At 58.7% G+C, this 25,206-nt stretch carries 24 protein-coding genes, 1 tRNA gene and 2 pseudogenes; 17 read left to right on the top strand and 10 right to left on the bottom strand.

Features of this window, described 5'->3' with window-relative positions; genetic code table 11:
- Nucleotides 1-135: 135 nt before the first annotated feature.
- Nucleotides 136-1,077, bottom strand: a complete 942-nt coding sequence (locus BFQ03_RS20360; RefSeq protein ID WP_223232742.1) for a Bug family tripartite tricarboxylate transporter substrate binding protein — start codon at nucleotides 1,075-1,077, stop codon at nucleotides 136-138.
- 87 nt (nucleotides 1,078-1,164) lie between these two features.
- The gene (locus tag BFQ03_RS20365; RefSeq protein WP_032857906.1) at nucleotides 1,165-2,457 is read right to left on the bottom strand and encodes an OprD family porin; all 1,293 of its coding nucleotides are present in this window, start codon (nucleotides 2,455-2,457) and stop codon (nucleotides 1,165-1,167) included.
- Nucleotides 2,458-2,703: 246 nt separating this feature from the next.
- On the opposite strand from BFQ03_RS20365, the gene BFQ03_RS20370 reads away from it, so the two are divergent.
- Together BFQ03_RS20370 and BFQ03_RS20375 are read left to right on the top strand one after the other, a co-directional pair.
- Nucleotides 2,704-3,375, top strand: coding sequence for a response regulator (locus BFQ03_RS20370; protein ID WP_029299087.1), 672 nt, complete (start codon nucleotides 2,704-2,706; stop codon nucleotides 3,373-3,375).
- The gene (locus tag BFQ03_RS20375; RefSeq protein WP_065943869.1) at nucleotides 3,368-4,753 is read left to right on the top strand and encodes a sensor histidine kinase; all 1,386 of its coding nucleotides are present in this window, start codon (nucleotides 3,368-3,370) and stop codon (nucleotides 4,751-4,753) included. The genes BFQ03_RS20370 and BFQ03_RS20375 overlap by 8 nt, the downstream gene beginning before the upstream one ends.
- A 16-nt stretch (nucleotides 4,754-4,769) precedes the next feature.
- Here the strand turns inward: BFQ03_RS20375 and BFQ03_RS20380 are convergent, their stop codons facing one another.
- Together BFQ03_RS20380 and BFQ03_RS20385 are read right to left on the bottom strand one after the other, a co-directional pair.
- A complete protein-coding gene (locus BFQ03_RS20380; protein WP_065943870.1) occupies nucleotides 4,770-5,591 on the bottom strand; it encodes an HDOD domain-containing protein in 822 nt (273 codons plus the stop codon).
- A gap of 36 nt (nucleotides 5,592-5,627) precedes the next feature.
- A complete protein-coding gene (locus BFQ03_RS20385; protein WP_065943871.1) occupies nucleotides 5,628-6,569 on the bottom strand; it encodes a CAF17-like 4Fe-4S cluster assembly/insertion protein YgfZ in 942 nt (313 codons plus the stop codon).
- Between the two features lie 137 nt (nucleotides 6,570-6,706).
- On the opposite strand from BFQ03_RS20385, the gene BFQ03_RS20390 reads away from it, so the two are divergent.
- A complete protein-coding gene (locus BFQ03_RS20390) occupies nucleotides 6,707-6,961 on the top strand; it encodes an FAD assembly factor SdhE (RefSeq protein ID WP_017736358.1) in 255 nt (84 codons plus the stop codon).
- Nucleotides 6,945-7,397, top strand: coding sequence for a protein YgfX (locus BFQ03_RS20395; RefSeq protein WP_032857894.1), 453 nt, complete (start codon nucleotides 6,945-6,947; stop codon nucleotides 7,395-7,397). The genes BFQ03_RS20390 and BFQ03_RS20395 overlap by 17 nt, the downstream gene beginning before the upstream one ends.
- On the opposite strand, the gene nadB is transcribed toward BFQ03_RS20395, so the two are convergent.
- Nucleotides 7,366-8,982 (bottom strand): L-aspartate oxidase, encoded by a 1,617-nt coding sequence (nadB, locus tag BFQ03_RS20400; protein ID WP_032857891.1) that lies wholly within the window; start codon nucleotides 8,980-8,982, stop codon nucleotides 7,366-7,368. The genes BFQ03_RS20395 and nadB overlap by 32 nt on opposite strands.
- Before the next feature lie 471 nt (nucleotides 8,983-9,453).
- On the opposite strand from nadB, the gene rpoE reads away from it, so the two are divergent.
- The 4 genes from rpoE (at nucleotide 9,454) to BFQ03_RS20425 (ending at nucleotide 13,312) form a co-directional block, all read left to right on the top strand.
- The gene (rpoE, locus tag BFQ03_RS20410; protein ID WP_003172477.1) at nucleotides 9,454-10,035 is read left to right on the top strand and encodes an RNA polymerase sigma factor RpoE/AlgU; all 582 of its coding nucleotides are present in this window, start codon (nucleotides 9,454-9,456) and stop codon (nucleotides 10,033-10,035) included.
- 32 nt (nucleotides 10,036-10,067) lie between these two features.
- The gene (locus tag BFQ03_RS20415) at nucleotides 10,068-10,655 is read left to right on the top strand and encodes a sigma-E factor negative regulatory protein (RefSeq protein ID WP_032857888.1); all 588 of its coding nucleotides are present in this window, start codon (nucleotides 10,068-10,070) and stop codon (nucleotides 10,653-10,655) included.
- A 16-nt stretch (nucleotides 10,656-10,671) separates the two neighbouring features.
- Nucleotides 10,672-11,628 carry a MucB/RseB C-terminal domain-containing protein gene (locus BFQ03_RS20420; protein ID WP_065943873.1) on the top strand — a complete coding sequence of 319 codons (957 nt, stop codon included), beginning with the start codon at nucleotides 10,672-10,674 and terminating at the stop codon, nucleotides 11,626-11,628.
- A gap of 256 nt (nucleotides 11,629-11,884) precedes the next feature.
- Complete coding sequence (locus BFQ03_RS20425; RefSeq protein ID WP_174553303.1) at nucleotides 11,885-13,312, top strand: DegQ family serine endoprotease; 1,428 nt, start codon at nucleotides 11,885-11,887, stop codon at nucleotides 13,310-13,312.
- 73 nt (nucleotides 13,313-13,385) lie between these two features.
- Here BFQ03_RS20425 and BFQ03_RS20430 read toward each other — a convergent pair whose 3' ends face one another.
- The gene (locus BFQ03_RS20430) at nucleotides 13,386-14,819 is read right to left on the bottom strand and encodes a M48 family metalloprotease (protein WP_032857881.1); all 1,434 of its coding nucleotides are present in this window, start codon (nucleotides 14,817-14,819) and stop codon (nucleotides 13,386-13,388) included.
- Nucleotides 14,820-14,914: 95 nt separating this feature from the next.
- Here BFQ03_RS20430 and BFQ03_RS20435 point away from each other — a divergent pair, with 95 nt between their 5' ends.
- Nucleotides 14,915-15,154: a sulfurtransferase TusA family protein gene (locus BFQ03_RS20435; RefSeq protein WP_029299077.1), complete on the top strand. Its 240-nt coding sequence runs from the start codon at nucleotides 14,915-14,917 to the stop codon at nucleotides 15,152-15,154.
- A 143-nt stretch (nucleotides 15,155-15,297) separates the two neighbouring features.
- Here BFQ03_RS20435 and BFQ03_RS20440 read toward each other — a convergent pair whose 3' ends face one another.
- Nucleotides 15,298-15,771 (bottom strand): peroxiredoxin, encoded by a 474-nt coding sequence (locus BFQ03_RS20440; protein ID WP_065943874.1) that lies wholly within the window; start codon nucleotides 15,769-15,771, stop codon nucleotides 15,298-15,300.
- Nucleotides 15,772-15,781: 10 nt separating this feature from the next.
- Nucleotides 15,782-16,342: a glycine cleavage system transcriptional repressor gene (locus BFQ03_RS20445; RefSeq protein WP_032857877.1), complete on the bottom strand. Its 561-nt coding sequence runs from the start codon at nucleotides 16,340-16,342 to the stop codon at nucleotides 15,782-15,784.
- Nucleotides 16,343-16,602: 260 nt separating this feature from the next.
- On the opposite strand from BFQ03_RS20445, the gene dapA reads away from it, so the two are divergent.
- The 8 genes and pseudogenes from dapA (at nucleotide 16,603) to BFQ03_RS29235 (ending at nucleotide 23,431) form a co-directional block, all read left to right on the top strand.
- Nucleotides 16,603-17,481 (top strand): 4-hydroxy-tetrahydrodipicolinate synthase, encoded by an 879-nt coding sequence (gene dapA / locus BFQ03_RS20450; RefSeq protein ID WP_065943875.1) that lies wholly within the window; start codon nucleotides 16,603-16,605, stop codon nucleotides 17,479-17,481.
- A gap of 17 nt (nucleotides 17,482-17,498) precedes the next feature.
- Nucleotides 17,499-18,614 (top strand): outer membrane protein assembly factor BamC, encoded by a 1,116-nt coding sequence (gene bamC, locus BFQ03_RS20455; protein ID WP_032857874.1) that lies wholly within the window; start codon nucleotides 17,499-17,501, stop codon nucleotides 18,612-18,614.
- Nucleotides 18,615-18,618: 4 nt separating this feature from the next.
- Entirely contained in the window at nucleotides 18,619-19,377 is a 759-nt protein-coding gene (locus BFQ03_RS20460; RefSeq protein ID WP_032857872.1) for an MBL fold metallo-hydrolase, read from the top strand.
- A gap of 28 nt (nucleotides 19,378-19,405) precedes the next feature.
- Complete coding sequence (gene purC / locus BFQ03_RS20465; RefSeq protein ID WP_003211975.1) at nucleotides 19,406-20,119, top strand: phosphoribosylaminoimidazolesuccinocarboxamide synthase; 714 nt, start codon at nucleotides 19,406-19,408, stop codon at nucleotides 20,117-20,119.
- Between the two features lie 83 nt (nucleotides 20,120-20,202).
- A tRNA-Ser gene (locus tag BFQ03_RS20470) sits at nucleotides 20,203-20,292 on the top strand.
- 374 nt (nucleotides 20,293-20,666) lie between these two features.
- On the top strand, nucleotides 20,667-22,301 hold the full coding sequence (locus BFQ03_RS20475) for a Shedu anti-phage system protein SduA domain-containing protein (protein ID WP_083204878.1): 1,635 nt from the start codon (nucleotides 20,667-20,669) through the stop codon (nucleotides 22,299-22,301).
- 106 nt (nucleotides 22,302-22,407) lie between these two features.
- A pseudogene (locus tag BFQ03_RS20480) lies at nucleotides 22,408-22,662 on the top strand (DUF4113 domain-containing protein); the annotation flags it as partial.
- Nucleotides 22,663-22,996: 334 nt separating this feature from the next.
- On the top strand, nucleotides 22,997-23,431 hold the full coding sequence (locus tag BFQ03_RS29235; protein ID WP_083204880.1) for a YfiM family lipoprotein: 435 nt from the start codon (nucleotides 22,997-22,999) through the stop codon (nucleotides 23,429-23,431).
- 37 nt (nucleotides 23,432-23,468) lie between these two features.
- Here the strand turns inward: BFQ03_RS29235 and BFQ03_RS20485 are convergent, their stop codons facing one another.
- Both BFQ03_RS20485 and BFQ03_RS30770 read right to left on the bottom strand, forming a co-directional pair.
- Entirely contained in the window at nucleotides 23,469-24,041 is a 573-nt protein-coding gene (locus BFQ03_RS20485; protein ID WP_065943877.1) for a hypothetical protein, read from the bottom strand.
- Between the two features lie 242 nt (nucleotides 24,042-24,283).
- Nucleotides 24,284-24,497: pseudogene (locus tag BFQ03_RS30770) on the bottom strand (hypothetical protein).
- Between the last annotated feature and the right edge of the window lie 709 nt (nucleotides 24,498-25,206).

Raw genomic sequence — 25,206 nt, forward strand, 5'->3', positions numbered from 1 at the left:
AGGGCCACCTTTGTAGGAGCGAGCTTGCTCGCGAAAAACGTCAACGAAAACGCGGCTCATCTGGTTTGACGCGGCGCTCTCACGTTCTTTGCGAGCAAGCTCGCTCCTACAGCGGCATTACATGACAGGGGGCGATTACTGGATCAGGCCGAACTCTTTGGCCAGCACTTTGTAGTCAGCCACCTGTTTTTTCACGTAGGTGTCCAGCTCCTGGCCGGTCATGGCAAACGGGAACAGCTCGCGCTGGTCACGCAGCTTGGCGAACTCTTCGGAGGCCAGCAGTTTGTCGAAGGCAGCTTTCCACCAGGCGTAGTCTTCATCGCTGACTTTTGGCCCGAGGTAGAAACCGCGCACCACTGGCCACACGATGTCGTAGCCTTGTTCCTTGGCGGTCGGAATGTCTTTCATTTCCGGTTCGTCGAGGCGGTTTTCCGCGAACACGGCCAGCAGGCGCATATCGCCGCTCTGGATGTGCGGCATGGAGTCGGAGATGTCGGTACTGCCCACCTGGATGTGGCCGCCGAGCAGCGCCGTGGCGATTTCGCCGCCACCTTCGAGCGCCACATAACGCAGGTCACGCGGGTTGATCCCGGCGGCCTTGGCGATCAGCGCGGTTTGCATCCAGTCCTGGCTGCCGACGGTGCCACCGGAACCAATCACGACCTTGCTCGGATCTTTCTTCAGTGCCTGGACCAGATCGTCGAGGGTCTTGTAGGGCGAATCGGTTTTCACCGCGATGGCGCCATAGCTGGTGCCAACCGCCGCCAGCCAGCGCACGTTGGTTTCATCGAAACGACCGAATTTGCCTTGGGCCAGGTTCAGCAGCGAGCCGCTGGACCAGGCCACCAACGTACCGGCATCCGCCGGGCGCTGGGCCACCACTGCGTTGTAGGCCACCGCGCCCACGCCGCCCGGCATGTAGGTCACACGCATGGGCTTGGTCAAAAGCTTTTCGTTGACCAGCGCGCTTTGCGCCAGCTTGCAAGTCAGGTCAAAACCGCCGCCAGGGGAGGCGGGGGCAATGCATTCCGGGCGCTTGGGTTCGCCGGCGGCCAGCAATTGGCCGGCAAACAGCATGCAGCCGGCGGCCAGGGCAAATTTACGCAGTGATGAGGACATGGGGTACTCCGTCATTGTTGTTATTGGGGGAAGTGACGTTCAGGTTTACCAAAGTGCGACGCTGTAGCTGACCAGTACGCGCATTTCATCTGCGTCCCGGGCCGAGTAATTGGAGCGGTAGGTGGCGTTACGCAGGCGCACGGCCACGTCCTTGAACGTACCGCTTTGCACTACGTACTTGATTTCAGTGTTGCGTTCCCACTCTTTGCCGGTGTCGCCGTTCTTGAGTTTGATGTTGTCGCCGGACAGGTAGCGGCTCATGAAACTCAGGCCGGGAATCCCCAGTTTGGCGAAGTCGTAATCGTAGCGGGCCTGCCAGGAGCGTTCTTCGGCGCCGGCAAAGTCATTGATCTGTACGAAGTTGACCAGGTACGGGTCGCTGCCATCCACATACGGGAACGCGCTGTCGCCGGACATGTGCTGGTAGCCGGCGCTCAGTTTATGGCCGTTGAGGGCGTAGCTGAAAATGCCGTTGAGGGATTTGTTATCAATGCTGCCGCCGCGCGCGCTACCGGTGTCATCGCTGATCGCCAGGCGCAGGTCGGTGGCGAAGGTGCCAGGGCCCATCGGGCGGGAGGCGACCAGGCCAAGGAAGTGCTGGCGATACACATCATCGAGCTGGGCGAAGTGGTAGCTGCCAGTGATCTTGTCGGCAAACTTGTAGTCCACACCACCGAAGTTGAAGTGCTTGCCGGTGGCCCCGCCGACGAAGCGACCATTTTTGTTGTTGAGGGCGATGTCCTCGTAGTTGCTGTCGTCGCGGTCCTTGGCCTGGTCCAGGCGACCGCCGGTGAACGTCAGGTTCTTGAACTCACTGGAGGTCAGCAGGCCGCCGTTGAAGGTCTGCGGCAGGATGCGCCCGTCGTTGGCCTTGAGGATTGGCAACTCAGGGATCAGCGAACCGATTTTCAACTCGGTGGCAGAGATTTTCACTTTGCCGGTCAGGCCCAGCTTGGAGTACTCGTCGGCGGCGCGCCCGTCATCGTGGGTTGGCAGCAGGCCACTGCCGGTGCGGTCTGGGCTGGAGTCGAGCTTGACCCCGAGCATGCCCAGCGCGTCAACGCCAAAGCCGACGGTGCCGTCGGTATAACCCGATTGCAGATTGAGCATGAAGCCCTGGGCCCATTCGTCGCGCTTGGATTGCTGGGCGCTGGTGCCGTCGCGAAAGTCGCGGTTGAAGTACATGTTGCGGGTTTCCAGGGTCGCGCTACTGTCTTCAAAGAAGGCAGCCTGGCTAAGCGGCGAAAAGCCGGCAAGGGCTGCGGCACTGGCGAGGGCGGTCTGGGTCAGGCGGGAAAAACGAACAGGCGGGCAAGCGTGGGGCTGTGTCGACAGCATCGTGGTGCACTCCGTTATTGTTCTTATTTGGCGAAAACGCATCGAGGCGTTTTTCGGGCGCTATCGGTGAAATAGCTCGGAGGGTGTAACCATCCGTTTCTGGATGCTAATCGGCGAACCTTTCACTAACCTTTCAGAGCCCTTTCAATGTTTTCGGGCTTCACAGCACAGGCAGCGGCTGTAAACTGCGCCGCGAGTTGGTAAACACAGGGCGGTATCGACCACCCCTTAACGAGGTACAAAACCATGCGTGTCCTGCTCGTCGAAGACCATCTGCAACTGGCCGAAAGTGTTGCCCAGGCGCTCAAGAGCACCGGGTTGACGGTCGATGTGTTGCACGATGGCGTGGCTGCGGACCTGGCCTTGAGCAGCGAGGAGTACGCCGTGGCGATCCTCGATGTGGGCTTGCCGCGCATGGATGGCTTCGAGGTGCTGGCGCGCTTGCGGGCCCGTGGGAAAAATCTTCCGGTGTTGATGCTCACTGCCCGCAGTGATGTAAAGGATCGGGTGCATGGCCTGAACCTGGGCGCCGATGACTACCTGGCCAAACCCTTTGAATTGACCGAGCTGGAGGCCAGGGTCAAGGCCCTGCTGCGGCGCAGCGTGCTGGGCGGTGAGCGCCAGCAGACTTGTGGTGTGCTGGTGTATGACGTGGAAACCCGGCGCTTCACCCTCGGCGGTGAACTGCTGACGTTGACCTCTCGCGAACAGGCGGTGCTCGAAGCACTGATCGCCCGGCCTGGCCGGGTCATGAGCAAGGAGCAACTGGCGTCCCAGGTGTTTGGCCTGGATGAAGAAGCCAGCCCCGATGCCATCGAAATCTATGTGCACCGCTTGCGTAAGAAACTCGACGGCCAGCCGGTCGCCATCGTTACCTTCCGCGGCCTTGGCTACCTGCTGGAAGCCCGCGATGCGTAAGCACAGCAGCCTGCGTTGGCGCCTGCTGTGGAACCTGGCGCTGCTGTTGGTGGTGCTGATGCTGGCCAGCGGCCTGAGCGCGTACTGGAATGGTCGCGAGGCGGCAGACACCGCCTACGATCGCACCTTGTTGGCTTCGGCGCGGACCATCGCCGCCGGGCTGTCCCAGCGCGACGGCACCTTGAGCGCCGATGTGCCCTACGTGGCCTTGGACACATTCGCCTATGACAGCGCCGGGCGGATCTACTATCAGGTCAATGATATTCACCAGAAGCTGATTTCTGGCTACGAACACCTGCCAGGCCCGCCGCCGGGCACGCCGCGCACCGACGATTACCCGGCCCTGGCGCGTTTTTATAACGCCAAGTACCAGGGGCAGAATGTGCGGGTGGTGAGCCTGCTCAAGGCGGTGTCGGAGCCGAACATGAATGGCATGGCAGAAATCCGCGTCGCAGAGACCGACGAGGCCCGTGTCAGCATGGCTCGCAGCCTGATGGCCGACACCCTGTTGCGTCTGGGCATGCTGGCCATCGGCGCCTTGCTGCTGGTGTGGTTTGCGGTGAGCGCGGCGCTGCGTCCGCTGGAACGTTTGCGCACGGCGGTGGAAGAACGCCAGCCGGACGATTTGCGGCCGTTGCCGCTGGTTGAAGTGCAGCACGAACTCGGGCCGTTGGTACGGGCGTTGAACCACTTTACCGAACGCCTGCGCGGGCAGTTCGAGCGCCAGGCCCAGTTTATTGCCGATGCATCCCACGAGTTGCGCACCCCGCTGGCGGCGCTCAAGGCCCGCCTGGAACTGGGCCTGCGCGCCGAAGAACCGGCGATCTGGCGCAGTACCCTGGAAACGGCGGCGCAAGGTACGGATCGCCTGACCCACCTGGCCAATCAGTTGCTGTCCCTGGCACGTATCGAAAACGGCGCGCGGGCGATTGCCGAGGGTGGCGCGCAGTTGCTCGACCTCAGTCAATTGGCCCGTGAACTGGGCATGGCCATGGCGCCCCTGGCACATGCGCGGGGGGTGGCGCTGGCGTTGGAGGCGGATCAGCCGGTGTGGTTGCGCGGTGAGCCGACCCTGCTGAACGAGCTGTTGAGCAACCTGGTGGATAATGCCCTGGCGCACACGCCATCAGGTGGCAATGTGATCTTGCGGGTCACGGCGCCGGCGGTATTGGAAGTGGAAGATGATGGCCCGGGCATCCCGCTGGATGAGCGCGACCGGGTGTTCGAGCGCTTCTATCGGCGTAACCAGCAGGGCGCGGGTTCGGGGCTGGGGTTGGCGATTGTCGGGGAAATCTGCCGTGCGCACCTGGCCCAGATCAGCCTGCATGATGGTGAGCTGAAAGGGCTCAAGGTGCGGGTAAGCTTTATTGCCGGTTAACAGCGTTGGCGCTGGGTCAGTAGAACATCGAACGTGCTTCGTCCAGCTCGCTGCGCACCGCTTCATTGAGCGGGTCGATACGCAGCTTCTTGAGCGCCGGTAGGTTCGACAGCGCAGCGTTGGCCAGCGGGTGGTCAGTGTTTTTGTGGCAATACAGCACGGCCACCTGTACCAGGTCGACATAGTCCAGGCTGGCCGAGTCGCGTTCAAGATCCTGGTAGTGTGCGGGCACATTCACCAGCATTTCCGGAAAGTCCCAACCCCGCAGCAGCTTGTCCCCCAGCAACGGGTGAATGTTATCAATCACATGATTGAGGCTGACCGGGTCGGACAGCAACTCGTAGTGGTCTTCGGCGTAGGTCAGGATCGGCAGCACGCCGATCTGATGCACCAGCCCGCCGAGCGCCGCCTGGTCCGGCTTGAGCTGGCTGTGGTTGCGGCACAAGGCATAGCACACGCCCGCGACTTCGAGGCTGCGACGCCAGACGTCGCGCATCTTTTGTTCGACGACGTCGGAGCGGGCATGGAATATCTGTTCCATCACCAGGCCAATCGCCAGGTTGCTGCTGTAGTTGGTGCCCAGGCGGGTGATGGCGGTGTGCAGGTCGGTGACTTCCTGGGATGCGCGCAACAATGGGCTGTTGACTACCTTGATCAGCCGCGCCGTCAGGGCGGTATCGCGGCCGATGACTTTGCTCAGGTGGCTGATGCTGATTTCTGGGTCTTCGGCGGCCTGACGAATTTTCAGGGCCACTTCCGGTAACGTGGGCAGAACCAGGTCATCGTTATCGATGGCCATCACCAACGCCTGTTGGACTTTTTCCGCCAGTTTGTTCATTCATGCTCTCTAGGGTGCTGCAAAAGGGTATGGCGATTAACGCTGGATCTCGCGATCACGGTCCAGTGGGTAGGGCAGGTCGAGCAACTTGAGGCCTGGGCCTTCCAACGCACCTAAATGCACATCGCCACTGTCGGCTGCTTCGGCTTGCAGCACCGCCAGAAGTTCAATCCCTTCGTCGGCCCGGGCGGCAATCACCACCTCGCCGATGGCACTGTTATGGCTGGGGGCAAACAGGGGTGTGCCAGGCTCGGGCAGTTCGGTGCCTTCCAGGCTCAGGCGGTACAGGCGCCGCTTGAGTTTGCCCAGGTATTGCATGCGGGCGACGATTTCCTGGCCGGTGTAGCAGCCTTTTTTGAAGCTCACGCCACCGACCGCTTGCAGGTTTAGCATCTGCGGGATGAACAGCTCGCGGGTCTGGGCCATGACTTGGCCGATGCCGGCGCGGACCTGCCCCAGCAGCCAGGCATTGAGATCGCCTGCGGCCATTTGTGCGGCCAGTTGGCTGCGCAGGGTGTCGGCTTGTGCCGCAGGTGCCCAGAGTTCGGCGCGGCCAGGGGACACGCGAATGGCGATCAGATCATCTGTACGGGCCACGCTGTCGGTGTCGGCTGGCAGTTCCAGGCCCAGGCCGATGAGTGCCTGATCGGCGCTCACCAGGCCAAAGCGTGCCCAGGCAGCGCTTTCGTCAGTCAGCTTGGACTTGGAAAACACCGCGTACTTCTTCAGGTCTGCCAGTTGTGCTTCCAGCAGTTCGCTGGCCATGGCCAGCAGCACGCCGTCACCTTGCAGCACGATACGGAAGCTCGACTGCATGCGTCCCTTTTGGGTGCAACGCGCGCCGAGGCTGGCATGGGTGTCGTTGAGGTAGTTGAGGTTGCAGGTCAGTTGCCCCTGGAGGAACTTGGCCGCGTCAGCGCCGCGAACGGCCAGGACGCCTTCGTGGGACAGGGGGCAGAAGAAAGCAGAGTCAGCCATGGGTCATCGCAGTTGGAAAGTCATGGGTGCATCATAGAGGGGCGCCCGGCAAATGGGTAGTTTCATCAGCCCGACCAAAGCCGACTGTTCCGAGGGGCGTGGGCCTGTATACTTGCGCCCTATTTGAGGAGCGCTCCATGGTCGAAGATGTAGAAATCAATCGCCTGTACTGGCACAGCCGTCGCGGCATGCTGGAGTTGGATGTGTTGTTGGTGCCGTTCACCAAAGAGGTGTACGCGACCCTCGATAAGGTAGACCGCGACCTCTACGTCAGGCTGCTGACCTGCGAAGACCAGGACATGTTCGGTTGGTTCATGGAACGTGCCGAGTCAGAAGACCCGGAGCTGCAACGCATGGTCCGGATGATCCTGGATCGTGTCCAGCCCAAGTAATGCCTTCGAATGCCGCTGGCAGGCCTCGGGGCTGTTGCTGGCGGCGTATCTCTTTGCCCTGTGCCTTGCGCTGCTTGCGCTGTGCTTTCTCGATGTACCTCTGCTGATTGCCGTCCTCGGTGCCGTGGCGTGCCTGGCTCATGCCGTGTGGACGCTGCCGCGCTCTATTCGCCTGACTCACCCTTCGTCGGTTCGTGGCCTGCGCCGTACTGCTGATGGCTGGCAGTTGTGGAGCGTGGCACGGGGCTGGCACCGTGTGCAGTTGCGTCCCGACAGCCTGGCATTGCCGTTGATCGTGGTGCTGCGCTACCGGTTGCCGGGTGATTGGCGAGTGCGCTCGATCTGTGTGCCGCGCGATTCGCAGGTCGCCGATGTGCATCGGCGCCTGCGGGTGCGCTTGAAGTTCAGTCGCCGTAGGTGGTTGGCACCAGGATAGTGTCGAGGGCCTCTGGCAGCATCTGCGGATAGTCGAGGGTGTAATGCAGGCCCCGGCTTTCCTTGCGCGCCATGGCCGAGCGGATCATCAGCTCGGCGACCTGGGCCAGGTTGCGCAACTCGATCAGGTCGCGGCTGACCTTGTAGTTACTGTAGAACTCATCGATCTCATCGAGCAGCAACCGCACCCGATGCTGTGCCCGCGCCAAGCGCTTGTTGGTGCGCACGATCCCCACGTAGTCCCACATGAAGCGCCGCAGCTCGTCCCAGTTGTGGGCGATGATCACGTCCTCGTCCGAGTCGGTGACCTGGCTGGCGTCCCAGCGGGGCAGGGCGGCCGGCACCGGGATGCGCGGCAGTTGTTCGAGGATATCGGCAGCAGCGGAGCGGGCGTAGACGAAGCATTCGAGCAGCGAGTTGCTGGCCATGCGGTTGGCGCCGTGCAGGCCGGTGAAGCTGGTTTCGCCAATCGCATACAGGCCGGGGACGTCGGTGCGGCCTTGCTGGTCGACCATCACCCCGCCACAGGTGTAGTGCGCCGCCGGGACCACCGGGATCGGCCCTTTGGTGATATCGATATTGAAGGTCAGGCAGCGTTCGTAGACCGTCGGGAAGTGGGTCTTGATGAAGTCGGCGGGCTTGTGGCTGATGTCCAGGTAGACGCAGTCGATGCCCAGGCGCTTCATTTCGTGGTCGATGGCGCGGGCCACGATATCCCGGGGTGCCAGCTCGGCCCGCGGGTCGAAGCGCTGCATGAAGCGCTCGCCATTGGGCAGCTTCAAGTGCGCGCCTTCACCCCGCAGGGCTTCGGTGATCAGGAAACTCTTGGCCTGGGGGTGATACAGGCAGGTGGGGTGAAACTGGTTGAATTCCAGGTTCGCCACCCGGCAGCCGGAGCGCCAGGCCATGGCGATGCCATCCCCGCAGGCGCCATCGGGGTTGCTGGTATAGAGGTAGACTTTGGCGGCGCCACCTGACGCGAGGATGGTGAAACGCGCGCCGTAGGTATCGACTTCACCACTGGCGCGATTGAGGACGTAGGCGCCCAGGCAGCGCTCGCCGGCCAGGCCCAGGCGTTTTTCGGTGATCAGGTCGACCGCAACCCGTTGCTCCAGCAGTTCGATATTCGGCCGCAGCCGAGCCTGGGCGAGCAGGGTCTTGAAGATCGCGGCGCCGGTCGCATCGGCGGCATGAATGATGCGTCGATGGCTGTGGCCGCCTTCGCGGGTCAGGTGGAACTCGAAACCTCCGTCATCACTGCCGGCATGCTCGTCGCGGGTAAACGGCACACCCTGGTCGATCAGCCACTGGATGGCTTCGCGGCTGTGCTCGACGGTGAAACGCACCGCGTCTTCATTGCACAGGCCGCCGCCGGCGTTGAGGGTGTCTTCAACGTGGGATTGCACCGTGTCGGTGTCATCCAGCACGGCGGCAACCCCGCCCTGCGCCCAGAACGTCGAGCCGTTGGCCAGGTCGCCCTTGCTCAGTACGGCTATGCGCAGATGGCTCGGCAGGGTCAGCGCAAGGCTCAGGCCTGCGGCGCCGCTGCCAATCACCAGGACATCGTGTTGAAACTGTTGGCTCATTTATGGGATTCCGCAAAAAGCGATCCGAAGGGTTGGCGCAAACAGGACGCCTGGATCGGCGAATCAAAGGGTCACACGGCCCACTAGTATATAGAGGGGGGGATCGGCACAATAGTCGGGCATTCGTGGCATTGTGAGACTACGGTGAACGAACTGCACGGCTTTTGATGAGGCGTTCTGGTATCGAAACGGGAACTTTTACACTCGTTCCGACTCTATAACAGGATGCCCGAAAGCTGGGAATGCGTTGGTTTTATTGAGCGGCCTGGAGCATGAGGCGTGTCAGAAAACCGGCGACAAGATTATTCACGCAGCCGGCTATGCCCGCGCTGCGTTTTTCGTGTGTGCCAAAACAGAGCCCACCGGAAACTTGCTTGAAGGGGGAGAACTTTTGCGAAAAGTCCTAGTCTATGTTTGCAAGCCTGATCGTTTAGTGATGCAAGCCTCCTTCAAGTTCAACGAGGAGTGTTCATGCTAACCCAGGAAGAGGATCAGCAGCTGGTCGAGCGCGTTCAGCGCGGCGACAAGCGCGCATTTGATCTGCTAGTGCTGAAATACCAGCACAAAATTCTCGGGTTGATCGTGCGGTTTGTGCACGACACCCATGAAGCGCAGGACGTTGCACAGGAGGCCTTTATCAAGGCTTACCGTGCACTCGGTAATTTTCGCGGTGACAGTGCGTTCTACACGTGGCTGTACCGCATCGCCATCAACACGGCGAAGAACTATCTGGTGTCTCGCGGACGCCGCCCGCCAGATAGTGATGTGAGTTCGGAAGATGCAGAATTTTACGATGGTGATCACGGCCTCAAGGATTTGGAGTCGCCGGAGCGTGCATTGCTGCGCGACGAGATTGAAGGCACCGTCCATCGCACTATTCAGCAACTGCCAGAAGATTTGCGTACGGCGTTAACTTTACGTGAATTCGATGGTCTGAGTTACGAGGACATTGCGAGCGTCATGCAATGTCCGGTGGGGACCGTACGCTCCCGGATTTTCCGGGCTCGGGAAGCCATCGATAAAGCCCTGCAACCGTTGTTGCAGGAAAACTAAAGACAGCGGCGACAGCCAAGAGAGGAACCGCCATGAGTCGTGATGCCCTGCAGGAATCGCTGTCCGCAGTGATGGATAACGAAGCGGATGAATTGGAACTTCGTCGAGTGCTCAATGCATTTGATGACGCCGAAACCCGTGATACCTGGTCTCGTTACCAAGTCGCTCGGGCGGTGATGCACAAGGATCTACTAATCCCTCGTCTGGATATTGCTGCGGCCGTTTCTGCTGCGCTGGCCGATGAAGCCGTTCCGGCAAAAGTTGCGCGTGGTCCTTGGCGTAGCCTGGGTCGCCTGGCAGTCGCTGCTTCGGTAACTGTGGCCGTACTGGCCGGTGTGCGCCTGTACAACCAGGACGAGATCGCCGGTGCCGAACTGGCCCAGCAAACCCAGCAGCCGGTCATGGCCGGTCCGCAGGTCAAAGGTCCAGCCGTACTGGCCGGCTACAAGGAAAGCGCTGAAACACCTGGCCCGATGGCCAATGGCGTGCTTCAGGGGCAATCCGGCTGGCAGGACCAGCGTCTGCCAGGTTACCTGCGTCAGCACGCTCAGGAGTCGGCAGTAAAAGGCACTGAAAGCGCATTGCCTTACGCTCGCGCTGCAAACCTGGAAAACCGCTAGACCGCTAAGGAGCCTTATGCGTGCCATACCGCTCCTTGCGCTTTTGCTCAGTGGCTGGTTTGCAGCTCCTGCCCAAGCGGATGAAGGCCAGGATTGGCTGAAACGCCTTGGGCGGGCAGGGCAGCAAAACTACCAGGGCACGTTCATCTACGAGCGTAACGGTAGTTTTTCTACCCATGAGATCTGGCATCGCGTCCAGAATGGCCAGGTTCATGAGCGCTTGTTGCAGCTCGATGGATCGGCTCAGGAACTTGTCCGTATCGATGGACGCATCCAATGCGTTACCGGCAGCTTGGTGGTCGGCGTCGATAACTCCCCGGGCGCTCCCGCCCACGTATTCGATCCACAAAAGCTCAATACTTTTTACGAGATTGCCGTCAGCGGAAAATCGCTTGTGGCCGGGCGTAAAGCGGTGATCGTATCGTTGACCCCGCGTGACCAGTACCGCTATGGGTTTGAGTTGCACCTGGACCGTGAAACCGCACTGCCTCTCAAGTCGCTGTTGATTAACGACAAGGGGCAATTGCTGGAGCGGTTCCAGTTCACTCAACTTGAGACAACACTCCCTGATGAGCGTGATCTGCAGCCTGGCAGCGACTGCAAGCCATTGACGCCGTCCAGCGTCAAGACTCCAGCGGTGACGGGCCAGCCCCAGGCTTGGCGTCCGCAATGGTTGCCGCCAGGGTTCGAGTTGACCCGCAGTGACGCGCGCAAGGATCCCAAGACCCAGATAGTTGTAAGCAGTCTGATGTATGAGGATGGGCTCGCGCGATTTTCACTGTTTCTTGAACCTGTAACGGGCGAGGTCGCCCCCGAAAGTCGTGTTCAGCTTGGGCCTACGGTTGCCGTATCCCGCCGCATGAGTACGCCTCAAGGCGAGATTGTCGCGACGGTTGTCGGTGAAATCCCGATGGGCACCGCTGAACGGATCGCCCTCTCTGTTCGCAGCGGTCCGGCGCCCGAAAAGCCGTGAACCGTTAATCCTGTGCTCATCCAGATCGTTCACAGTGCGGCAGGAGACAGGCGATGGCTGCCTTGCTCTTGTGCCGAGAACATGAAATGTCTGGAGAGTATTTTCACTTGCAAAATCTCCTTATGTTTTTTATAGGTCAACTCCTCGGCTCTGGCCTTGCGTTGTTCACGCAATATTGACGTCGGTAGTAGTAGTCTTCGGCGTTTATTGAACCCTGTCGCCCAACCCTGCTCGTCGTAACGGGAGCTGTATGTCGATACCACGTTTGAAATCTTACCTATCCATAGTCGCCACGGTGCTGGTGCTGGGTCAGGCCATTTCCGCGCAAGCGGCGGAGTTGCCTGACTTCACCCAACTGGTGGAGCAGGCTTCGCCTGCCGTGGTGAACATCAGTACCACCCAGAAGCTGCCGGATCGTAAAGTCTCGAACCAGCAGATGCCCGACCTTGAAGGCTTGCCGCCAATGCTGCGCGAATTCTTCGAGCGCGGCATGCCCCAGCCGCGTTCGCCACGCGGCGGCGGCGGTGGTCAGCGTGAGGCCCAATCCCTGGGCTCGGGCTTTATCATTTCGCCAGACGGCTACATCCTGACCAACAATCACGTGATTGCCGACGCTGACGAAATCCTCGTGCGCCTGGCTGACCGCAGTGAACTCAAGGCCAAGCTGGTCGGCACCGATCCGCGTTCGGACGTTGCCTTGCTGAAGATCGAAGGCAAAGACCTGCCGGTGTTGAAGCTGGGCAAATCCCAGGACCTCAAGGCCGGGCAATGGGTGGTGGCCATCGGTTCGCCGTTTGGCTTTGACCATACGGTGACCCAAGGCATCGTCAGTGCCATCGGCCGCAGCCTGCCGAACGAAAACTATGTACCGTTCATCCAGACCGACGTGCCGATCAACCCGGGTAACTCCGGTGGCCCGCTGTTCAACCTGGCGGGCGAAGTGGTGGGGATCAACTCGCAGATCTACACCCGCTCCGGTGGTTTCATGGGCGTCTCCTTCGCTATCCCGATTGATGTGGCCCTGGACGTTTCCAACCAACTCAAGGACGGTGGCAAGGTCAGCCGTGGCTGGTTGGGCGTGGTGATCCAGGAAGTGAACAAAGACCTGGCTGAGTCCTTTGGCCTGGACAAGCCGGCCGGTGCCCTGGTCGCGCAGATTCAGGATGATGGCCCGGCTGCCAAAGGCGGCTTGAAGGTTGGCGATGTGATTCTGAGCATGAATGGCCAGCCGATTGTCATGTCCGCTGACCTGCCGCATCTGGTGGGCGCACTCAAGGCGGGTGGCAAGGCCAAGCTTGAAGTGATCCGTGAAGGCAAGCGCCAGAACGTTGAGTTGACTGTCGGAGCCATTCCGGAGGAAGGCCAGGAGCTCGCTCTGGGTGGTAAATCCGGCGCCGAGCGTAGCAGCAACCGCCTGGGTATCGCCGTGGTCGAGTTGACCGATGAGCAGAAGAAAAGCTTCGACCTCAAGAGCGGTGTGGTGATCAAGGAAGTCCAGGACGGCCCAGCCGCCCTGATCGGCCTGCAACCCGGCGACGTGATTACCCACTTGAACAACCAGGCCATCAACTCCACCAAGGAATTCACCGACATCGCCAAGGCGCTGCCGAAGAATCGCTCGGTGTCGATGCGGGTCCTGCGTCAAGGGCGTGCCAGCTTCATCACCTTCAAGCTGGCTGAGTAATCCGCTAGCTGTTGGTCAATAAAAAGCCCCGCTTTCGAGAGTCGAGAGCGGGGCTTTTTTGTGGGCGCCGGCTTTAGCTCATCATGCCTTTGACGATGCGTTCCTGTTCGATCAGTTCACGTTGGCGCGCGTCGATGCGTGACGACAGGGGGAAGTTGCTGCCGGCTCGGCGCTTGGCAAAGTCCAATTGCTGGATCGCCTGCTGGAAGTCGCCGACCAGTGCGAAGTACTCGGCGCGGGCTTGATGCAAGCCGATGATATTGCCTGACAGGCCACGGGTCTCGGCGACCTGATACCACACATCCGGATCGTCGGAGCGTGACTTGAGCAGACCTTCCAGGGCTTTTTCCGCGTCAGCGGTGCGGTTCTGCTTGAGTAGTAGATCCACGCGCACCTGGTTCAACGGGTAGTTGCTGGGATACTGGGCAAGCATGCGGTCGGTGCGTTGCTGTGCGTCGGGCATGCGATTGTTGGTGATATCCAACTCGATCTGCGCCAGGTTGTAGGTGATGTCATTGGGCGCCTTGGCCAGCAGCGGCTTGAGGGTTTCCCGCGCTTCATTGAGCTGGGTGCCCTTGATCTGGGCGATGGCCAGGCCGTAGCGCGCCACATCGCTTTTCGGGTTCTCATCCAGTTGGGCGCGGAAGCGCTTGGCGGCCAGTCCGGGTGTGTCTTCGTAATACAGCTGTACCCGGGCGCGTATCAGTTGATAGCGCAGGCTGTCTTCCGTACCGCCGACCTTGGCCTGTTCGGCGCGGTTGCGGGTGTCGGCAATCCGCGATTCGGTGACCGGGTGCGTCAGCAGGAATTCTGGTGGCTTGGCATCGAAGCGGTACTGACGCATCAAGCGCTCGAACATGGTCGGCATCGAGCGCGGGTCGTAGCCGGCCTTGACCATGTTGAGGATGCCGATGCGGTCGGCTTCCTGTTCATTTTGCCGGGAGAAGCGCCGCTGCTCCTGGATGGCGGCGGCCTGGCTGCCGGCAATCGCGGCAATCCCGGCATCCCCGGCGCCGGCGGCCGCAGCGATAATCCCACCGAGCAGCGCGGCCATCATCGGGATCTGCATCCGTTGCTGGGCCTCCACGCCACGGGCGAAGTGGCGTTGCGACAGGTGCGCCAATTCGTGGGCCATGACCGAGGCGTATTCGCCTTCGGTCTGGGCATTGAGGAACAGGCCGCCGTTGACCCCGACAATCCCGCCCGGCGCGGCAAATGCGTTGAGTTGCGGGCTGTTGATCAGGATGAACTCCAGGCGCCGGTCGTTGACCTGGCTGGTCTCCACCAGCTTGTAGACGCTGGTCTCGACGTAATCCTTGAGTTGCGGGTCATTGAGAACCGAGACCTGCCCGCGCAGGAACGCCAGCCAGGCCCGGCCCAGTTGGTGTTCCTGTTGTGGCGAGACAATGGCAGAACTGGCGTCGCCAAGTGACGGCAGATCGTCGGCGAAGCCTGGAGAGGCAAGCAGGCAAGCTAGCGTCAGCAGGGTAGGGCGCAAAAAAGTCATGCACAAAGCCTTTCGACAAAGACCTTACTGTAGCCGGACACTGAGCCTGGGACCAGATATTCTAAGCACCCTCTGAAGCCGCCTGGAGCAAAACCATGACCGATGCTGTAAACCACGACGCCGAGCTTGATGCCAGTGGCCTCAACTGCCCGTTGCCACTGCTCAAGGCCAAGATGGAGCTCAATCGGCTGGCCAGCGGTGCGGTGCTCAAGGTGATCGCCACGGATGCGGGTTCCCAGCGCGACTTCCGCACGTTTGCCAAGTTGGCGGGGCATGCGCTGTTGCACGAAGAGGCCGATAACGGCGTGTATCGTTACTGGTTGCGCAAGGCCTGAGCAGGCTTGGAGGAGGGTGCTGTTTGCTTTGATTGTGGGTGTTGCCAAGGGCCCCATCGCGAGCAAGCCCGGCTCCCACGTTGACCGGGTTGTCGTGCCGAGCACCGATCCAATGTGGGAGCTGGCTTGCCTGCGATAACTATTTAGGCCTTGTCCAGCGCCTGCGCCGCCGCCAAAACAGCATCCACATGCCCCGGCACCTTCACGCCGCGCCATTCCTGGCGCAGCACGCCATTTTTGTCGATCAGGAAGGTGCTGCGATCCACCCCCATGTATTCCTTGCCATACAGTTTCTTCAGCTTGATCACATCAAACAGCTGGCAAACTGCTTCATCCTTGTCGCTGATCAGCTCGAAGGGGAAGGCCTGCTTGGCCTTGAAGTTCTCATGGGACTTCACGCCGTCCCGAGACACGCCAAACACTTCGGTGTTGGCCGCCTGGAAGGCTGCGTACTGGTCACGAAAACCCTGGCCTTCAGTGGTGCAGCCCGGCGTGCTGTCTTTCGGGTAGAAATACAGCACCACTTGCTTGCCCTTGAGCCCGGCAAGGCTGAACGTCTGCCCGCTGGTCGCCTGTGCTTCGAAGTCGGCTACCGGTGTGTCGATGACTACAGCCATGAAAACTTCCTTACATTGGGTTCTGTGGGCGCCACGGTTCAATCAGTGCGTCCAGGTTCAGCGCATCGGCGAAATCCAGGAACTGGTCACGCAACCAACTGATCTGCACACCGGCCGGCAACGTCACGGTAAAGGTGGCATTGAGCATGGTGCCGCCGGTCTGTGGCGCCTGGTAGGTATCGCAGGTCAGGTTTTCCAGCTCCACGTTATGGTCGATAAAGAACTGGCACAGTTCATTGACGATGTCCGAACGGTAGGCCGAACTGACATAGGCCACGTACGGCAGCGCCTGGGGACGGTTCTCCAGGGCCGCACTGCGCACCACATTGACGGTGAAGTCGTGCTTCTTGGCCAGGGTCGGCAAGCCGGCTTCCAGGCGTGCCAGGGCGTCCCAGCTTCCGGAAATCTGCAGGACCAGCGCACTGCACTCGCCATGGCGAGTCAGGCGTGAGGTCACGACGGCGCAGCGATTCTCATGGCTGGCGCGGCACAGGACGTTAGTCAGCTCCATGGGGTTGGCGCCAAGGGCACTGATAACAAGGAATTGTTCGCGGACTGTGGGGGTGGACATGCAGCATTCCTAAAGCGATGAGCGGTCGATACGAACGTGCGGTACCGATCAAAGGATCAAGGGTAGCGAAAAGCGCCGCCAAGGGCTAGGACGTGGCGTTTTCATTGCATATTCAGTGGCCGTTGGCTGTGCTTTGGCCCAATGATGGCATTGTCGGCAACTAAGTTGATCCAGAACGCATCCTCAGAGGGTACTTCGCTTGTGCAAGCATCTTGGCGCCAGTACCATTACGGCTCTCTTTTTCCGGCAGGAGCGGTTGCATGATTGCGGGCAGTATGGTGGCACTGGTCACACCCATGGATGCACAAGGTAATCTCGACTGGGACAGCCTGGGCAAACTGGTGGACTTTCACCTGCAAGAAGGCACCAACGCCATTGTGGCCGTCGGCACCACGGGTGAATCGGCCACGCTTGATGTGGAAGAACACATCGAGGTGATCGAGTTTGTGGTCAAGCGCGTTGCAGGGCGTATCGCGGTCATTGCCGGTACGGGCGCCAACTCGACGCGCGAAGCGATCGAGTTGACCAAGAACGCCAAGAAAGCCGGTGCCGATGCCTGCCTGCTGGTGACGCCGTACTACAACAAGCCGACCCAGGAAGGCTTGTACCAGCACTTCAAGGCCATCGCCGAAGCCGTCGACATCCCGCAGATCCTCTACAACGTGCCTGGTCGCACGGCGTGCGACATGCAGGCCGCGACCGTGATCCGCCTGTCGACCGTGCCGAACATCATCGGTATCAAGGAAGCCACGGGCGACCTGCAGCGCGCCAAGGACATCCTGGCCGGCGTGAGCAGCGATTTCCTGCTGTACTCCGGCGACGACGCCACGGCGGTGGAGCTGATCCTGCTGGGTGGCAAGGGCAATATCTCGGTGACCGCCAACGTGGCCCCGCGTGCCATGAGCGAGCTGTGCGCCGCCGCCATCGCCGGTGACGCCGTGACCGCTCGCGCGATTCACGAGAAGCTGATGCCGCTCAACAAGACCCTGTTTATCGAATCCAACCCTATTCCCGTGAAATGGGCGCTGCATGAAATGGGCCTGATGCCGGACGGTATCCGTCTGCCGCTCACCCAGCTCAGCCCAGCCTGTCACGAACCGCTGCGACAGGCCCTGCGCCAGTCCGGCGTCCTGGTTTAATTGAGGAAGCATTACGCATGAAGCGATTGGCCGGACTTTCCGCACTTGCCTTGATTATCTCCAGCACCAGTGGCTGCGGTTGGATCTGGGGCCCGGAAGGCTACTTCCGTGACCGCGGCAGCGATTACCTGGAAGCACAACAAACCGCACCGATGCAATTACCGCCGGACGTCAACGTCGCCAAGCGCCTTGACCCGTTGCTGCCGATCCCGCGCAACGTGGCCGACGACACCGTCAAGGGCGAGTACGAAGTGCCGCGTCCACAGCCGATTTCGGCCCTGGCCGATGCCAGCGACTACAGCCTGCAGAAAAGCGGCGATTCGCGCTGGATCATGGCCCAGCGCCCACCAGCCGAAGTCTGGCCGGTGGCGGTGCAGTTCTTCCAGGACAATGGCTTCCGTATTGACGAGCAACGTCCGCAGACCGGTGAGTTCACCACTGCGTGGCAGCAGCCTAACGAATTGTCGGCCAACATGGCCAAGCGCTTGCAGTCCGGTGGTGTCGCCGCCGGTAGCGAAAGCCGCATCCGTGTGCGCATCGAGCCAGGCGTGCAGCGCAATACCAGTGAAGTCTACGTGGTCAGCGCCGAGCGTCCTGCCGGCAGCACCGCCAACGTCGAGTTCACCAATCGCTCGGTCAACAGCGGTGTTGATGCTGCGCTGGTCGACGAGATGCTTGCCAGCATGAGCCGCATCTCCGAGAAGGGTGGTTCCGTTTCCCTGCTCGCCGCCCGTGACTACGACACCCCTAGCCGTGTCAGCCTCACCGAAGACGGCAGCGGCAACGTTGTGCTCAACCTGGGTGAAGACCTGGACCGTGCCTGGGCCAGCGTCGGTCGTGCCCTGGAGCAAGGGCCATGGCGTGTCGAAGACATCAACCGCAGCCTGGGCCTGTACTACATCAACGTGGCTGAAAAGGCCGAGAAGAAAGACGACGAGCGTGGTTTCTTCAGCAAGTTGTTCGGCAGCGAGCCGACCAAGGAAGAGATCGAGACCCGCGCCGAGCGCTATCAAGTACGCTTGAGCAAGGTCGGCGACAACGTGCAAGTCACCGTCGAGAAAAACATCAACACCGTGGCACCAGCAGAAACGGCGCGCAAAGTGTTGGGCGTGATTCAGGACAACCTGGGCTGATCCGATGCGTTTTGCTGTTCTCGGCAGCGGTAGCCAAGGGAACGGCACGCTTGTAGCCCATGACGATACGTACGTCCTGGTGGATTGTGGTTTCTCCCTGCGGGAAACCGAGCGACGCCTGCTGCGCCTGGGGGTTCACCCCGCGCAGCTGAGCGCGATTCTAGTGACCCACGAACATGCCGACCACGTGCATGGCGTGGGTTTGCTGTCTCGGCGCTACAATCTTCCGGTGTACCTGAGTCGCGGCACCTTGCGCGGGATGCGCAAACCCATTGAACCCGCAGGTTTCCTGGCCGGTGGCGAGCAACTGCAGATCGGAGCCTTGAGCATCGACGTGATTGCCGTGGCGCATGATGCCCACGAGCCCACGCAATATGTATTCAGTGATGGCGAGCGCCGCTTTGGCCTGCTTACCGACCTGGGTTCCTACTGCGCCAAGGTGCTGGAAGGCTATCGTGACCTCGATGCGTTGATGATCGAGTCCAACCATTGCCGTGACCTGCTGGCGCGCGGTCACTACCCGTACTTTCTCAAGCAGCGGGTCGGTGGCGAACTGGGACATTTGAACAACCACCAGGCGGCGTACCTGGTGTATGAGTTGGGCTGGCAAGACCTGCAACACCTGGTCCTGGCCCACCTGAGCAGCAAGAACAACCTGCCGCAGCTTGCCCGGCAATGTTTTGTCGACACCCTCGGGTGCGACCCGGACTGGCTGCAACTGGCCGATCAAGATTCAGGGCTCGACTGGCGACATATCGCCTAGCCCACCTACTTACCAAGCGGAGCCCATCATGGAAAAACGTGAAGAACTCTACCGCGGCAAAGCCAAGTCGGTGTACAAGACCGACGACGCCAACCGCTTGATCCTGCTGTTTCGCAACGACACCTCGGCGTTCGACGGCAAGCGCATCGAACAGCTCGACCGCAAGGGCATGGTGAACAACAAGTTCAACGCCTTCATCATGCAGAAACTCGAAGCGGCCGGCATCCCGACCCAATTCGACAAACTGCTGGGCGACAACGAATGCCTGGTGAAAAAACTCGACATGATCCCGGTCGAGTGCGTCGTGCGTAACTACGCCGCCGGCAGCCTGGTCAAGCGCCTGGGCGTGGAAGAGGGCCTCAAGCTCAACCCTTACACGTTCGAACTGTTCCTCAAGGACGACGCCAAGGGCGACCCGTTCATCAACGAATCCCACGTCGTGGCATTCGGCTGGGGCACCGCTGAGCAACTGGCGCGCATGAAAGAACTGTCGCTCAAGGTCAACGACGTCCTGAGCAAACTGTTCGACGACGCCGGCCTGCTGCTGGTGGACTTCAAACTGGAATTCGGCGTATTCCACGACGGCTCCATCGTCCTGGGCGACGAATTCAGCCCGGACGGCTGCCGCCTGTGGGACAAAGACACCCGCAAGAAGATGGACAAAGACCGCTTCCGCCAGGGCCTCGGTGACGTTATCGAAGCCTACGAAGAAGTCGCCAACCGTCTCGGCGTACCGCTGTAATCGACGCAAGCATCTGATAGCACGGAAAAAAATTGCTTCGGCGCTTTGCTTCCACGAAACAGGCTGTTATGATGCGCGCCGTTGGAGAGATGCCAGAGTGGCCGAATGGGACGGATTCGAAATCCGTTGTACCTTCACCGGTACCTAGGGTTCGAATCCCTATCTCTCCGCCATTATTGAATAAGACTAAGCCCCCGTAATTGTTACTGATTACGGGGGCTTTTTCGTTTCAGAGGCTATGATTAGGGCAGTTTTAGGGCATATCTTCTTGGCGTTGGGTCGCAGTTGCCTGTCGCTCGCCGTGATATAGGTTTCGTTTTAGGAATTGTAAAAAGAACTCGCCGAGCGGCGATTAAGAATGGCGAAAACAGGCGAGTAAATGGAGTGTAGGATTGAAGATGAGCATCCGAGCTTGTTTTCAACGGAGCATAATCGTCGCGCAGGCACTATTCGTACAAATCCTAGGCGGCAATGTAGCAGGCGGTGGCGGAAGAGTTACCTTGCCGGGCCTTTCGCACCCTGCGTTCAACACCTGAGAAAAGACCGGATGCAAGAGTTGGAAGCACATTACATGGACGGTTCGCTTGCAACGGATGCCCGGCTATCGCTGAGCGTAAACGAACTTCCACCTGGTACCGAACCCATGCTGCAGCACGTCCGCCAGGGCACCCTGCGTGAGATCGTGCAAGGCGAGCAGCGTACGCCAGATGTCGATGAGATCGTCAGTTGGGTGCGCAACTGTTATCGCAGTAACCCCCTTATCGGCGATATCGCCCGGGCGATGTTCGTGATCAACGAAGACTTGGTGGTGGCTGACACCGAGTTGCCCACCCCAGATGAAGTGCTGCGCGATCTTCACCGCCTGGAGAAATTGAAACTCGATCGCGAGTTCTTTGTCTCTTCCACTTTCGAGGGCCGGCCCTGTGGCGTACTGTTCCGGCGCTCGGAAATGGTGGAGGGCGGGGTACTGTTCGAAATGACGGTTTTCGGGCGCGATGGGTTGGCTGGCAAGGTGGGTCAATTGAATCTTCAGCTATCCAGCACTCGACCGGAGCCGTTTATTTCCATGTGCACGGAACAGGGCTGGATCAAATTCGAACGAGGGCGCGCCTTACAGGTGGCGCATTTCATGTTCCTACTGCAATGCCTGTATCAATACAAGAGATACCTTTATCCGATACTGCCGCTGAAATCGATCGTCGATGTACGCAAGGACCGCCCCCGCAACAACCCGGACCTGGTGAAGCTAATCACCCGGGCATACCGTGGCCAGGTGGCCTGTACGCGGGTCCAGGTCGACCTCGCCTTGATGCACCCTCGAGACATCGACTACGCGCTGCGTATTCCGGATGAAGACATAAGCCGTTTCATCACGCATGCCAGAACCACCGACATCCTCTTGTACGAAGAGAACGGCGCGCTGGTCATGGACGACGACTATCTGGTCTACATGGCGTGCAGGGCTCTTGGCCTGACGCGGGTGAACGCGGTGATCGTCGGTGACTTTGACCAGCCACTTGTCAAAGTACTGGAGATAGGGGGGCGCGAGCTGATCCCGCCTGTGGGTGTCACGCGCCAGGACAATCGTTCGCGCCGAGGCAGCATCGACAAGCAGCACCTGCTGCAACGCAAGGTATCGGCGCTGCGGCCTAAGCTCTCTCAGTCAGCCAAGTTCGAGCGCAACTTCATTGAGTTGTGCCAGCTACTGGGCCGGGTCGGTACGCGTGAAAAAGACCTGCACTGCTTCCTCAAAAAACACACCCAAGTGCTGGATTCTCATGTGGCAGCGGTCTACAGCGAAGTTCGCATCGGCCAATACCGCGCAGACCTAGTGCTGCAATACCGCCAATCGGACAAGCGTGTAGTGCTGGTTGAGCTCGAACCCCACAGCGCGCAGATCTTCACCAAGCGCAATAGCCATCGGCACAAGGTGACCCACGCCGTGCAGCAGGTGCAGGACTGGATCAGGGAGATCCACAACAATGCAAGCAACCTGCCAAAGTGGCTGGCGGGCAACTACACCGCGGAGGGGATGGTAGTGATCGGGCGTTCCAAGGATCTGACGCAGGTACAGAAAGATACCTTGATGATCCACAACGCCAAGTCCGACATCAAGATTCTCACCTACGATGACCTTCTGGAGCGCTTCCAGCGCTTGATCGAGGTGCTCGACAGGCAATGATCAAAGCCTAGGCCCGTTGCAGACTGATCTTCAATGCGCTATCTCACCAGTTGAGCGTGAACCTGCGATCCGCATCATTACTTCACCTCCGGGCTCTATGGGCGTATACAGCAAGGCCGAGGTGATGTTGCTCAACCTTTGCCAGCTAGGCGAGTGCACCGACGATCTGTTCGCCATGTCGCAGCCTGCCGAGGCGACCAAGGTGATGACGGTGCTGGATCAGATCAATGGACGGTGGGGACGGGGAACGCTGCGGTCGGCAAGTGTACCGACTAACCCAGATTGGGGGATGAGGCGGGAGATGATGAGTAAGAGTTACACTGCGAAACTTGATCAGCTATGGAAGGTTGCGTGTGTGTAATTGGGAGAGATTTTTATCGTGTAGATGACGTGGCGACTGGCAAAATCCTATCATTCATGGAATCGGAGGAGGATGTTCAGTCACAGTTAATCTGAGCCGAAAGTCGAGTGAATTGCGAGCGCGGCGGTTTTCGAATGCAAGCCGTTACAGCTATACATTTTGCTAACCTGACGACTTGCCCTGGATAGGGTTCAACGCGTAAAGTGAGATTTATCTTATGGACTACGAGCGTCTAAACATAAGCCAGCATTGTGATGGATCTGCGGATGCTTGAAATTCTAAGTCGTGAATCAAGGCTTAATTTTTTACCTTAGATGGGATAGAGGGCGTTGTGATGGATAAGTTAGCTAAAGGATTCCTGTTGGGAGTAATCATCCCATCTGTACTGCTTTTGAATGGGTGTAGCTCTATTGCTCAGTCTCGTTGGGAAGGGCGAGATGCCCAAGAGGCACTGAATTTATTTGGCAGACCCGATTCGATGAAAAAAGAAACAGGCCCAAACGGCGAAGTTCTAGCTGTACTTACTTGGTATAAGTCTTCAAGTTGGACGAATACTGAAGCAGCAGGAACTTCAATGAATCACACTAGCAATGGCATGGTGTATACCGAGAAATACGAAACGGTTAGTCATAGCTCCGAATGCAAGCTTGAAGCAACGGTGAATAAAGCCAAAAAAATTGTACTCTTTAGAATTGAGGATGGACGTATCCTTCATGGTAAGTGTACCAACGTCTCTTACGTCCCCGGATACATTCCCCCTGGCTTTTAAAGCTGAACCACAGCAATTTTTTATCATGAGCTACTTCTTACAAGGACTTTGCAGGTTTTTGGTTACCTAATATATAGTCCAGTTCATCCATTGGGCTTTTCGGTGGTGCCTGCAAATCCGTAATGATATCAAGCATTTTCATTTGGTTGAATTTGCCCAATGAGATAAATCCGTTAAAATTTCGATCCTGTGGATTGCACACAAACGCAAACGTATTTAGAATCGCTTTATCATAATCGAGCGTTAGCCATTTATTGGAGACCTTCAAGTCTCGGCGTGCGTTATTTGTTCGATCGATTGATGTTCCTTTAAGAAAGCGGGCTCTTTGCTTGGAGCACTGGACTTCAACTGTATAGACATCTGCCAATGGCTTGGATGAATCAGCGAAAATTTGGTTAACTTCTACAGACTGAAACCCACCCGCCGTTTTACTCCGTGGCGTCATGGAATTTAGATCGGCAACAAACACTATGTTGTTTTTCCCTGTGCCTATGCTCAAGACTCTCCACCAATCGCCAATGGGGTTCGCGTTGTCAGCTATCGCTGAAGCGGAGGCCGTAAGTAGCGTTGTAAGTATTGCGTAGTTTTTAAATCTCAAAAAAAATGACATACTGTTACCCAATCTCCTTGATTAATTTTATGCCCATCTATTTTAAAATAAGTAAACCTCCACAAAATAGCACCTAGTCAGACGTCTCTGCAACAAGTCGGTCTGGCTGGACGTTATCAATCTCATCGACCCAATACAGCGAGTAAACCCAACGGATAGGCATGATCAAGCTACGCCTGTGGCAGGCTATTAGCGTTGGCCATGACGCGGATATTCTCGCGGATAACTTCCACTCGTTTGCGCTAGCCGGCACTCGATGCCTTGAGCTTGGCTAAAACCTGTTTGGTGAAGCCAGCGTTTTTACCAATCGTCTCAAGCGCGCCACGAACGATATTCCCTACCTCTGGCGAGCCTTGCTGCTCCAGGTGCAGTGTCAACTCAAAGCTGCCTCCAAGGCCAGCTGGTTGGTGTACATCCTCTCTCAAGTACATCGCGCATCGAATAATCACCAGGCATCGCGTCGGCTCCCTCCCAAAGAAATAGAAGCACAGTACCGGTAGTGCCCTTGTCGGGCAGTGATTTCAACTTGCTTAGAAATTGCTACAACGCGAAAGGATTATAGCGGCTGAGTGCGGAAGGCCGGGGTGTTGGTGAAGGACTCCGCCCAATCCATCATCGGACCAGCTTTCCGCGAAAAGAGACGAGCGCTCATCATCAGCCTGTTTGAAGTGCAAGCTTAGGGCAAAATTAGGGCAGATTCGGGGCCGCCATAGTCCGCATTAGACCATTGGGAAGGTGCTGAAAGGCTGTATTTTCTGGGCAGAAGCGGCCTACACGTAGGCTAGAATGGGTTCGAATCCCTATCTCTCCGCCATTACATAGAAAAGCCCCGCAGATTAATTTCTGCGGGGCTTTTTCGTTTCCGTCTCCCTCTCTTCCAACGCCTGCCTCCCCAGTTTTGCCACCCTGTTCTGACGATTTCTCCTCAGCGTTTTGCCTGGCGAAACACTTCCAACAATCGCGTCCCAGTTTTCATTCATGTAAACCCATAAAAAACAATCATATACACATTTTTTGATTTTGTTTTCCTGTCAGCCCTTTACTTAAAATTGGTGAAATGCTTATATTTTGTTGTTAATTCAAAATACAGTTCCGCACAGCGAAATTGATTGAATTGTCAAAGCTGTAGCGTTCCTTCGTCCTTGGCGAGGGGCGAGGGACTTCA

This window comes from Pseudomonas sp. 25 R 14 (assembly GCF_900004755.1).
Classification (GTDB): domain Bacteria; phylum Pseudomonadota; class Gammaproteobacteria; order Pseudomonadales; family Pseudomonadaceae; genus Aquipseudomonas; species Aquipseudomonas brenneri.